Origin of the sequence: Plantactinospora solaniradicis (assembly GCF_042658085.1) — a bacterium.
Classification (GTDB): Bacteria; Actinomycetota; Actinomycetes; order Mycobacteriales; family Micromonosporaceae; genus Plantactinospora; species Plantactinospora solaniradicis.
In genome coordinates this window covers 1-11,082 of sequence record NZ_JBHSPR010000002.1, presented here as the reverse complement: position 1 = coordinate 11,082, position 11,082 = coordinate 1, and the positions used below count along the sequence as shown (strand labels likewise).

Annotated in this window: 8 protein-coding genes; 7 read left to right on the top strand and 1 reads right to left on the bottom strand. The window is 72.3% G+C overall.

The window, feature by feature from the left end:
* Positions 1 to 19: 19 nt before the first annotated feature.
* Positions 20 to 895 (bottom strand): DUF6807 domain-containing protein, encoded by an 876-nt coding sequence (locus ACFP2T_RS05375; RefSeq protein ID WP_377417973.1) that lies wholly within the window; start codon positions 893 to 895, stop codon positions 20 to 22.
* Between the two features lie 439 nt (positions 896 to 1,334).
* Between ACFP2T_RS05375 and ACFP2T_RS05370 the strand changes: the two genes are divergently transcribed.
* From ACFP2T_RS05370 to ACFP2T_RS05340, 7 genes are all read left to right on the top strand, one after another.
* Entirely contained in the window at positions 1,335 to 2,354 is a 1,020-nt protein-coding gene (locus ACFP2T_RS05370; RefSeq protein ID WP_377417971.1) for a LacI family DNA-binding transcriptional regulator, read from the top strand.
* Between the two features lie 115 nt (positions 2,355 to 2,469).
* Entirely contained in the window at positions 2,470 to 2,823 is a 354-nt protein-coding gene (locus ACFP2T_RS05365) for an L-rhamnose mutarotase (protein ID WP_377417969.1), read from the top strand.
* Positions 2,824 to 2,928: 105 nt separating this feature from the next.
* Entirely contained in the window at positions 2,929 to 4,092 is a 1,164-nt protein-coding gene (gene rhaI, locus ACFP2T_RS05360) for an L-rhamnose isomerase (protein ID WP_377417967.1), read from the top strand.
* A gap of 2 nt (positions 4,093 to 4,094) precedes the next feature.
* Entirely contained in the window at positions 4,095 to 6,149 is a 2,055-nt protein-coding gene (locus ACFP2T_RS05355; protein ID WP_377417965.1) for a bifunctional aldolase/short-chain dehydrogenase, read from the top strand.
* Positions 6,146 to 7,645 carry a rhamnulokinase gene (locus tag ACFP2T_RS05350; RefSeq protein ID WP_377417963.1) on the top strand — a complete coding sequence of 500 codons (1,500 nt, stop codon included), beginning with the start codon at positions 6,146 to 6,148 and terminating at the stop codon, positions 7,643 to 7,645. Before ACFP2T_RS05355 ends, ACFP2T_RS05350 begins: the two co-directional genes overlap by 4 nt.
* Before the next feature lie 127 nt (positions 7,646 to 7,772).
* Entirely contained in the window at positions 7,773 to 9,968 is a 2,196-nt protein-coding gene (locus ACFP2T_RS05345; protein ID WP_377417961.1) for an acyltransferase family protein, read from the top strand.
* Positions 9,969 to 10,259: 291 nt separating this feature from the next.
* Positions 10,260 to 11,082, top strand: an 823-nt coding sequence (locus ACFP2T_RS05340) for an IniB N-terminal domain-containing protein (RefSeq protein WP_377417959.1), incomplete at its 3' end; no start/stop codon positions are given.

Genomic DNA, 11,082 nt, shown 5'->3' with positions numbered 1-11,082 from the left:
TGGGTGCCGGCGGGGCCGGTCAGGACGCCGCGACCGGGGCCAGCCCGAGCACCTCGTCCCGGGTCAGCTCGCCGTCCGCGACCACGATCCGGTGCCGACGTCGCAGCGCCGTCCCGGCCGGAACCGGCAGCGTCCGTTCGAACGCGAGCGCGACGCAGACCCCGGGATAGATCCCGGTCCGCACGAACCAGTGGTCCCCGTCGGCCAGTCCGGCGAAGACCAGGGTGTACGGCGCATCGCCGTCGCCCCGGCCGACCAGCGCCAGCCACGGCTCGGTGCTGCCGTTGACCTGATCCTCGCCGTCGGCCGTCGCGGTGAACGTCCGGGTCTGTCCGGGCGCCACCCGCCAGAAGAAGCCGCCGTAGCCGGCGCCACCCGGGCGGCCGTTGGTGGCCGGGCTGCCGAGCACGACCTCCCGGTCGACGGGCGCGGTCAGGGTGTACCCGAAGTCGAGCAGCCAGGCGTCCGGCCGCCCGGCCAGCGCGGCTGCGGTGACCGTCCGCTCCTCCACCAGCAGCGTGGCGCCGGCCGGGTCCAGCCAGCGCAGCCGCTGGGCGAGAGCGCTGCCGCCGTCGGGTGCGGTCCCGGCGGGGAGCCAACCGTCGTGGAGGATCCGCCCGTGGTCGTCGAGCCAGGTGTAACCGGCGTCCCGGACGTACGTCCGACCGCCCCACAGGTTCGTGCCCGAGACGTCCTGCATCGCGACCGAGACCCCGAGGTGCCAGCGGTGGTCCTCGGGAAGCGTGTCAGTCACCGGCGTCCCGCCGAGGGTGCGCACCGGGTGCAGGTACGGCCGGGGCGACCAGCGCGGGTCCACGTCCGGGTCGTCGAGCACGTACTCCGCCACGGTCTCGCCGTGCACGCGCAGCCGTACGTCGGTCAGGTCCTCGCCCATCGTCGCCGCTCTCTCCTCGGTCGATCGCCGGCCCGGTCGATCGGAGGTGTCCGCCCGATGGCGGTCGATCGCCCACCCGGTCGGTCGGATGTGTCGGTCGGGCACGGTCGGATGTGTCGGTCGGGCACGGTCGGCGCCGGCGCCCGGGGAGGGGCGGCGGCGCGGTCCGCCGGGAAAGCGCTTCCCTTGGCCCGACAGCGTACCGTCGGCGGATCCGGTCGGCGAGGCTCGCCCGGTGGCCGGCGACATCGGCGTGGCCACGCCCCGGCGAGGGAACCCCCGGGACTTGGCGGCGCGGCGTACTGTCAGGCGCACGGCGGCGGCGGAGACGGGTGATGTCGCCGGCCGTACACGCCGCTGCGCACGCTGCCGGCTAATCTTGACACGTTTCAGCCGGACGAGCGGGCTGCGGAGGGAGACGGTCGTGCCGGGACCAGCGGTGAGCATCCGAGACGTGGCCAGCCAGGCGGGTGTGTCGGTGGGCACGGTCTCCAACGTGCTCAACCGGCCGGACATCGTCGCCGCGTCGACCCGCAACCGGGTGCTCGCCGCGATCAGCGAGCTGGGTTTCGTGCCGAACGACGCCGCCCGGCAACTGCGCCGGGGCCGGGGCCGCACGCTCGGCCTGGTGGTCCTGGACGTGGCCAACCCATTCTTCACCGACGTCGCCAAGGGCGTCGAGGACGCCACCGGCGCGGCCGGGATGGCGGTGATCTTCTGCAACAGCGACGGCGACCCGGCCAAGGAGAGCAGATACCTCGACCTGCTGGAGGAACAGCGGGTGCAGGGCGTACTGATCACGCCGGTCGACGACGCCAACGAGCGGCTCGTCCGGCTGCGCGAGCGGGGCGTCCTGGTCATCCTGCTGGACCGGCGCTCGACCCGGCCCGACGTCTGTTCCGTGGCGGTGGACGACCGGCTCGGCGGAGAACTCGCGATCCGGCACCTGGCGGAGGCCGGGCACCGCAGGATCGCCTTCGTCGGTGGCCCGTGGCGGCTGGAACAGGTGCGGGACCGGTACCACGGCGGCCTGCACGCGCTGCGGGAGGCCGGGCTGACCGAGGAGCACCTGCGCCGGTTCGAGACGCCGAGCCCGACCGTGGCCGCCGGCCGGGACGCGGCATCGCGGATCCTGGGCCTGCCCCGGTCCGCCCGGGCCACCGCGGTCTTCTGCGCCAACGACCTCCTCGCGCTGGGCGTCCTGCAGGAACTCACCCGTCAGCAGGTACGGGTGCCGGAGGACATCGCTCTGGTCGGGTACGACGACATCGACTTCGCCGCCGCTGCCGCCGTACCGCTCTCCTCGGTGCGTCAACCTCGACAACGGCTGGGGCAGACCGCGGCCCGGTTGATGCTGGACGAGTCGAACAACCCGGACGGCCACCAACACCAACAGGTGATCTTCGAGCCGGAGCTGGTGGTCCGGGAATCCAGTCAGTTCACCCGGACAGCGAACTGATCCGCCGGCCCCTGCGCGGCACCCGGAGTGACCGGGTTTCTTGACAGGCCAGTGACGTCGCTCGTATGTTGAGGGCAGATCGTTGAAACGGTTCATTTCATTTGGAGGCCCGCCGATGCGGCGAGTGTGTTTCGTCCTGCGGGTCCGGCCCGAGCGGCTGGCCGAATATCGTGAACGGCACGCGGAGGTCTGGCCGGAGATGCTGCGGGCACTCCACGCGGCCGGCTGGCACGACTACTCCCTCTTCCTGCACGACGACGGGCTACTGGTCGGACATTTCCGCACCGCCGACCTGGCCGCCTCGCTCGCCGCGATGGAACGCACCGAGGTCAATGCCCGGTGGCAGGCAGAAATGGCACCGTTCTTCGTCGATCTGGACGGGCGGCGTCCCGACGAGGGATTCGTCGTCCTCGACGAGATCTTCAACCTGGACGCGCAACTCGCCGCGCTCGACACCACGGAGGCCTGACATGACCGAGCGGAGCGAGGTCATCGACCAGCACAGTCGTCCCGAGTCATGGCGACGACGAGCGGAGCGAGGAGACGACATGACCGAGCGAAGCGAGGAGCTGTGATGACCGAGATTGCCGTTCGGGACGCGCTGCGCGCGCAACGGATCGAGGTGCCCTCCTGGGCGTACGGCAACTCGGGCACCCGGTTCAAGGTGTTCAGCCAGCCCGGCGTGCCGCGTACCCCGGAAGAGAAGATCGCCGACGCCGCCCAGGTGCACGCCTTCACCGGAGTGGCGCCGATCGTCTCGCTGCACATCCCGTGGGACCGGGTGGACGACTTCGCCAAGCTGGGGTCGTACGCCGCGGAGCAGGGGGTGCGGATCGGCACCATCAACACCAACGTCTTCCAGGACGACGACTACCGGCTCGGCAGCGTCACCAACCCCGATCCCCGGATCCGCCGCAAGGCCCTCGGCCACCTGCTGGAGTGCGTCGACATCATGGACGCCACCGGCTCGGCCGACCTGAAGCTGTGGTTCTCCGACGGCACCAACTACCCTGGCCAGGACGACATCCGGGCCCGGCAGGACCGGCTCGCCGAGGCGCTCTCCGCCACCTACGCCAGGCTCGGGGACGACCAGCGGATGCTGCTGGAGTACAAGTTCTTCGAGCCGGCCTTCTACATGACCGACGTGCCGGACTGGGGCACCGCGTACGCGCACTGCATACGGCTCGGCGAGAAGGCCCAGGTGGTGATCGACACCGGCCACCACGCGCCGGGCACCAACATCGAGTTCATCGTGGCCTTCCTGCTCCGGGAGGGGAAGCTCGGCGCCTTCGACTTCAACTCCCGGTTCTACGCCGACGACGACCTGATGGTCGGTGCGGCCGACCCGTTCCAACTGTTCCGGATCATGCACGAGATCGTCCGGGCCGATGCGTTGCGCCCCGACTCGGGAGTCAATTTCATGCTCGACCAGTGTCACAACATCGAACCGAAGATCCCGGCCCAGATCCGCTCGGTGATGAACGTGCAGGAGGCCACCGCCAAGGCGCTGCTGGTGGACGCCGAGGCGTTGGCCGCGGCCCAGGCCGCCGGGGACGTACTCGGGGCCAACGGGGTGCTGATGGACGCGTACAACACCGACGTACGCCCACTGCTGCGCGAGGTCCGCGCGGACATGGGCCTCGACCCGGAGCCGATGACCGCGTACGCCCGCTCCGGTTACGCGCAGCGGATCGCCGCCGAGCGGGTCGGTGGCCAGCAGGCCGGTTGGGGGGCGTGAGCGTGAGCAACGAACCAGAGGTCGCCGCGCTGCTCGACCGGGGCCACCGGCTCGGCGCCGACCGGCGCAACACCAACTACGGCGGCGGCAACACCTCGGCCAAGGGGACCGGCAACGACCCGGTCACCGGCGGTCCGGTCGAGCTGATCTGGGTGAAGGGCTCCGGCGGCGACATCGGCACCCTCACCGAGGCGGGCCTCGCCGTACTCCGGCTGGACCGGCTCCGCGCGCTGGTCGACGTCTACCCCGGGGTCGAGCGCGAGGACGAGATGGTCGGCGCGTTCGACTACTGCCTGCACGGCCGGGGCGGCGCCGCACCGTCGATCGACACCGCGATGCACGGCCTGGTCGACGCCGCGCACGTCGACCACCTGCACCCGGACGCCGGTATCGCGCTGGCCACCGCCGCCGACGGACCGGAGTTGACCCGCCGCTGCTTCGGCGACCGGGTGCTCTGGGTGCCGTGGCGCCGGCCCGGTTTCCAGCTCGGCCTGGACATCGCCGCGATCGCCCGGGACAACCCGCAGGCGATCGGCGTGATCCTCGGTGGACACGGCATCACCGCCTGGGGCGCCACCAGCGCGGAATGCGAGGAACGCTCGCTGGAGATCATCTCCACCGCCACCCGGTTCCTCGCCGAGCACGGCCGGGCGGAGCCGTTCGGCCCGGTGCTGCCCGGGTACGAGGCACTCCCACCCGAGCGGCGACACGACCGGGCCGCCGCGCTGGCTCCGGTGCTGCGCGGCCTGGCCAGCACCGACAGCCGGCAGACCGGACAGTTCCAGGTCGGCCACTTCTCCGACGATCCGGCGGTACTGGACTTCCTGGCCCGCGCCGAACATCCGCGACTGGCCGCGCTCGGCACCTCCTGCCCGGACCACTTCCTCCGGACCAAGGTCCGGCCGCTGGTGCTCGACCTGCCGGCGGAGACGCCGCTGCCGGACGTACTGGCCCGGCTGCGGGAGCTGCACGAGGCGTACCGGAAGGACTACCGGGCCTACTACGAGCGGTTCGCCGGACCCGACTCCCCCGCGATGCGCGGCGCCGACCCGGCGATCGTGCTGGTGCCCGGGGTTGGGATGTTCAGCTTCGGCCGGGACAAGCAGACCGCCCGGGTCGCCGCCGAGTACTACCTCAACGCGATCAACGTGATGCGCGGCGCCGAGGCGGTGTCGACGTACTCGCCGATCGACGAGGCGGAGAAGTTCCGGATCGAGTACTGGCAACTGGAGGAGGCGAAGCTCCAGCGGATGCCGAAGCCGAAGCCACTGGCCGGCCGGATCGCGCTGGTCACCGGTGGCGGCTCCGGCATCGGCGCGGCCATCGTCCGGCGACTCGCCGCCGAGGGCGCCTGCGTGGTCGTGGCCGACCGGAACGTCGAGGCCGCCGCCACGGTGGCCGGGGAGATCGGCAACGCCGACCGGGCCGTACCGGTGCTGGTCGACGTCACCGATCCGGCCGGCGTCGAGGCGGCCTTCGCCGCCGCCGCGCTCGCCTTCGGCGGGGTCGACCTGGTGGTCAACAACGCCGGCCTGTCCATCTCGAAGTCGCTGCTGGAGACGACCGACGCGGACTGGGACCTCCAGCACGACGTGATGGCCAAGGGATCGTTCCTGGTCTCCCGGGCCGCCGCCCGGGTGCTGCTCGACCAGGGCCTCGGCGGAGACCTCGTCTACATCTCCAGCAAGAACTCGGTCTTCGCCGGGCCCAACAACATCGCGTACAGCGCGGCAAAGGCCGACCAGGCGCACCAGGTACGACTGCTCGCCGCCGAACTGGGCGGGCACGGCGTACGGGTCAACGGTGTGAACCCCGACGGGGTGGTACGCGGATCCGGGATCTTCGCCAGCGGCTGGGGCGCACAGCGCGCCGCCGTGTACGGGGTACCCGAGGAGGAACTGGGTGCCTACTACGCCCGCCGTACCCTGCTGGGGCGCGAGGTGCTGCCGGAACACGTCGCCAACGCGGTGTTCGCGCTGACCGGCGGCGAGCTGTCGCACACGACCGGGCTGCACGTACCGGTCGATTCCGGCGTGGCCGCGGCGTTTCTTCGATGAGCGAGCCCCCCTCCCCGGCCACTCGGGCGGCGGTGGCCGCGGTCGACCTCGGCGCGGCCAGTGGCCGGGTGATGCTGGCCGAGGTCGACCGGGACGGGGTGGTCCTGACCGAGGTGCACCGGTTCGCCAACGACCCGGTACGGCTGCTCGACACGCTGCACTGGGACGTACCCCGGTTGTACGCCGAGACCCTGACCGGGATCCGGGCAGCGCTGGCCCGCCGGCCCGACCTGGCCAGCATCGGCATCGACTCGTGGGCCGTCGACTACGGGCTGCTGGACTCCACCGGCGCCCTGGTCGGCAACCCGGTGCACTACCGGGACCGGCGTACCGACGGAGTACCGGACCGGGTGGTCGACGCGCTCGGCGCGGACTACCTCTACGACACGACCGGGCTGCAACTGCTGCCGTTCAACACCCTGTTCCAGCTCACCGCCGAACTCGGCACCCCGGCGCTGGACCGGGCCGAGACGATGCTGCTGGTCCCCGACCTGCTCGGGTACTGGCTGACCGGGGTCAGGGGCAGCGAGGTCACCAACGCCTCCACCACCCAACTGCTCGACGTGCGTACCCGGCAGTGGTCCTCGGACCTGATCAACCGGGCCGGTCTGCCGGCCCGGTTGTTCGGCCCGCTGCGCCAGCCCGGCGACCCGGCCGGCGAGCTGCGGGCGGAGGTCCGGGAGGCGGTCGGCACCGACCGGCCGGTGCCGGTGACCGCGGTCGGCTCGCACGACACCGCCTCGGCCGTCGCCGCGGTCCCGGCCGAGACCGACCGGTTCGCCTACATCTCCTGTGGCACCTGGTCGCTGGTCGGGGTCGAGCTGCCCACGCCGGTGCTCTCCGAAGCGAGCCGGGCGGCCAACTTCACCAACGAGGCCGGGGTGGACGGAACCGTCCGCTACCTGCGCAACGTGATGGGCCTCTGGCTGCTCCAGGAGTCGCTGCGGGTGTGGCGGTCACAGGGGCTGTCCATCGACCTGACGGAGCTGCTCGCCGCCGCGGCCCGGCAGCCCGCGCTCGCCGCCGTGGTCAACCCGGACGACCCGGAGTTCCTGCCGCCCGGCGACATGCCCGCCCGGCTGGCCCGAGCCTGCGCCCGGCAGGGTCAGCCGGTGCCGGACGGACCGGCCGCGCTGACCCGGTGCATCCTGGACAGTCTGGCGCTGGCCCACCGGGCGGCGGTACGGCAGGCGGCGCGGCTCTCCGGCCGGGACGTCGAGGTGGTGCACATCGTCGGTGGCGGTGCCCGCAACGAACTGCTCTGCCAGCTCACCGCGGACGCCTGCGGGCTGCCGGTGGTGGCCGGGCCGGTGGAGGCGACCGCGCTGGGCAACGCCCTCGTACAGGCCCGCGCGCTCGGCGTGCTGGCGGGTGGGCTGGCCGAGCTGCGTGCACTGCTGCGCCGTACCGGATCCACCCGGACCTACCGGCCGACGGCCGACAGTGGAGCATCCTTCCGGACGGCGGCCAAGCGGGCCGGCATCGCCGACGAGTAGTCGGGCCCGGGGGTCGGTACCGAGCCCGACGACGAACGGTCCTGGTAAATGTAAAACGCGTCTATCACGGTATTTATCTGTTAAGAAGGGGCTAACTGGACAAAACCCAGGCCCTGGAGGTTGACAGATGGTGACGGAGTCCCAGCCCCGAACCGGCACCCACCGCCGGCGGGGCCGCCGCACCGACCTCACCGGCCTGCGCGCCCTGGCGATCATGGCGCTGCTGCTCACCGGCGCCGGAATCGGATTCGTACCGGGCGGCTTCGTCGGGATCGACGTCTTCTTCGTGATCTCCGGATTCCTCGTCACCGGCTCACTGGTCGGCGAGTGGCGCCGCACCGGACGGATCTCCCTGCTCGCCTTCTACGCCCGGCGGGTCCGCCGACTGCTCCCCACCGCCGCGCTGGTGCTCGCCGCCTCGCTGGTGTTGACCCTGTTCTGCCTGCCCCGCAGCCGGTGGGTGGGAACCGGCTGGGACGTACTGGCCAGCGGGCTGTCCGTACTGAACTGGCGGCTCGCCGACCAGAATGCCGAGGCGTTCGTGCCGGGCCCGGCGACCAGCATCCTGGCGCACTACTGGGCGCTCGGCGTCACCGGACAGGTCCTGCTGGTCTGGCCGGTGCTGCTGCTCGGCATCGCCACCTGGGCGGTCCACCGCCGGGCCCGCGACGTCCGCGTACCGCTACTGCTCACCGTCGGCCTGGTCGCCGTCGGCTCGTTCGCCTGGTCGGCGCAGCGTACCGCCGGCGACCCCGAGCGAGCCTTCCTCGGCACCACCACCCGACTCTGGGAGCTGGCCCTGGGAGCCGCACTCGCCCTGCTCGGTACGCGGCTGGCCAGGCTGCCCCACCGGCTGGGCACCATCCTCGGCTGGACCGGGGCCGCCGCCGTCGTCGGCGCCGTACTCGTCCTGCGGCCGGGGCCGGGGTTTCCCGGGTACCTGGCCCTGCTTCCCGCGCTCGGCACCGCCGCCATCATCGCCGGCGGCGCGGTCGGTGGCCGGGCCGCACGCGACGGTACCGCCGGGGACGCGACCGGTCGCCCGGGGACGGCCGGCGGCGGTCCACACCGCATCCTGGCGGCCCGACCCATGCAGGCGGTGGGCACACTCTGCTATCCGCTCTATCTCTGGCACTGGCCCCTGCTCGTCGCCGCGCACGCCCGGTTCGGCGAGTTGCACCCGGCGGCGGGACTTGCCGTACTCGGCTGTGCCGCACTGCTGGCCTTCCTCACCCACAGGTACGTCGAAACGCCGATCCGCGACGGCAGGCGGTTCGCCTGGTCCGCGGGCCAGGTCGTCCGGGCCGGCGGGCTGCTCCCCGCGACGGCGGTGGTCGGCGGGCTGCTGTTCCAACTCACCGTCTGGCCGCCCGTCCAGCCGGCACCGCGGTCCGGCGCCGCACCGGCCTCGGCCCGCCCCACGCCCACCCCGGCGGAACCGACCGCACCGGGCGCCGCCGTGCTCGGCAAATCCCCCGGGGACAGCCGGGCCGGGGTGCCGGTGGACCGGGTACGTTCGATCACCCCGAACCCGCAGGACGCCGCCAGGGACCTGCCCGACGTCTACCGGCACGACTGCTTCCCCGCCGCCCCCGGCGACAACGCCCGGGCCTGCGTCTACGGCGACCGGCTGTCCACGTACACCGTCGTGCTGGCCGGCGACGGTCACGCCGCGAGCTGGGTACCCGCGCTCCAGGCGATCGCGGATGCGAAGCGGTGGCGACTGGTCACGTACCTCAACCCGAACTGCCCGTTCCTGAAGCTGCCGCTGGACGCCAGGGACGGACGTACGGTGGCCACCTGCACGCAGTGGTACGACAACGTCTACGCCGAACTCACCGGACCGGACCGTCCCAAGCTGCTGCTGACCACCAGTTCCCGCTATCCGGTGAGCCGCGACGGCCGGACCCTGCTGGCCGGAGCCGACGCGGACGAGGCGCTGGCCGAGGGAATGCGGCGGACCTGGTCGCGGCTGACCGCCGCCCGGGTCCCCACGGTGGTGCTGCGGGACGTTCCGATACTCGGCATGAACAGCGGAATGTGCGTGTCGGCGAACACGAAGCGGCTGACCAGGTGCGTCACGCCCCGACGTGCCGCGCTGGCGACCGGCGCCGGGGCCGCCCAGGCGGCGGCGGTGGACAAACTCGACCGCGTGTCGTTGATCGACCTGAACAGCGCGATCTGCCCCGCGCGGAAGTGCGCGCCGGTCATCGGCGGAGTGCTCGTCTACCGGGACAGCCAGCACCTCACCGCCACCTACGCGCGCACGCTGACCCCACGGCTGCGTACCGCGCTGGACCGGGTACTCCGGTCCGCCCAGTGATGCCGGACCGATCCGCCGGTACCCACCCGGGCCGGCGCCCGCACTGGTAGACCCCGCCGCGTGCCGGTCAGCCGCTCCGCACCCCCCACGGCCGAACAAGGCGGGCCCAGATATCCGTGGCGACCATCCCCTATGCCCCTAACCCCGAAGCCGGTACGGGACCTAGTCGATTAGGGCGAGAACACGGGCTCGTCCCCGATGTCCGGTACGTCGGGGACGCCGTACCGTCGGCGCCAGGTCTGGAACGAATGTCCAGATCATCCGGTACAACCGTTCGAGGAGATCGCCACAATGGAATCGGCACCCACCGTCGAGTCAACCCCCACCCCGGCCCCCGCTCCGGCCCCGGCTCCGGAGGCCGCTCCGGTGGAGTCGACCCAGACGCTGCACGACTTCGTGATCAACCTGCTCGGCGACGCCGACCTCCGCTCGGCCTTCGAACTCGACCCGGAGGGCACCCTGGAGAGCCTGGGTCTCTGCGACGTGACCCCGGGCGACGTGCAGGACGTTCTGCCCCTCGTCATCGACTCCGTGCCGCTGCAGGGCCTCGCCGACCTCGGCGCGGTCGACAGCCTGGGCCTCGGCTCGGTCAGCCTCAGCCCGAGCGGCGTCGTCGGTCAGGTCCAGACCGTAGCCAACCAGTTCACCGCCGGCCTCTACAGCACCGGCGCGGACGTCACCGTGGCGGGCGTGGGCGCGGTCAGCGTCGACCCGACCGGCCTGGACGTGGCCGCCGGGCTGCCGGTGCTGGGCCTCGACAGCGGCCTGTCGGTGGACCTGTCCGGCGTGCACGACGTGGCCGGCACCCTCGACTCGACCGTGCTGGGCACGGTCGGTGGGGCCGAGACCCTCGACGGCGTCCTCGGTACCGCCGACTCCGCCGCCAACACCGTGACCGGCACGCTCAATGGCGTGACCGGCCTGGTCGGTGCCGGCGACCTGGGCATCGCCAACCTCGGCAGCATCACCGACCTGGGCTCGGTCACCGACCTCGACGGCACGCTGGGCGGCGTCACCGGCACCGTCACCGACCTGGGCAGCGTCGCGGACCTCGGCTCCGTCACCGACCTCGACGGCACGGTCGGCGGCGTCACCGGCACCGTCACCGACCTGG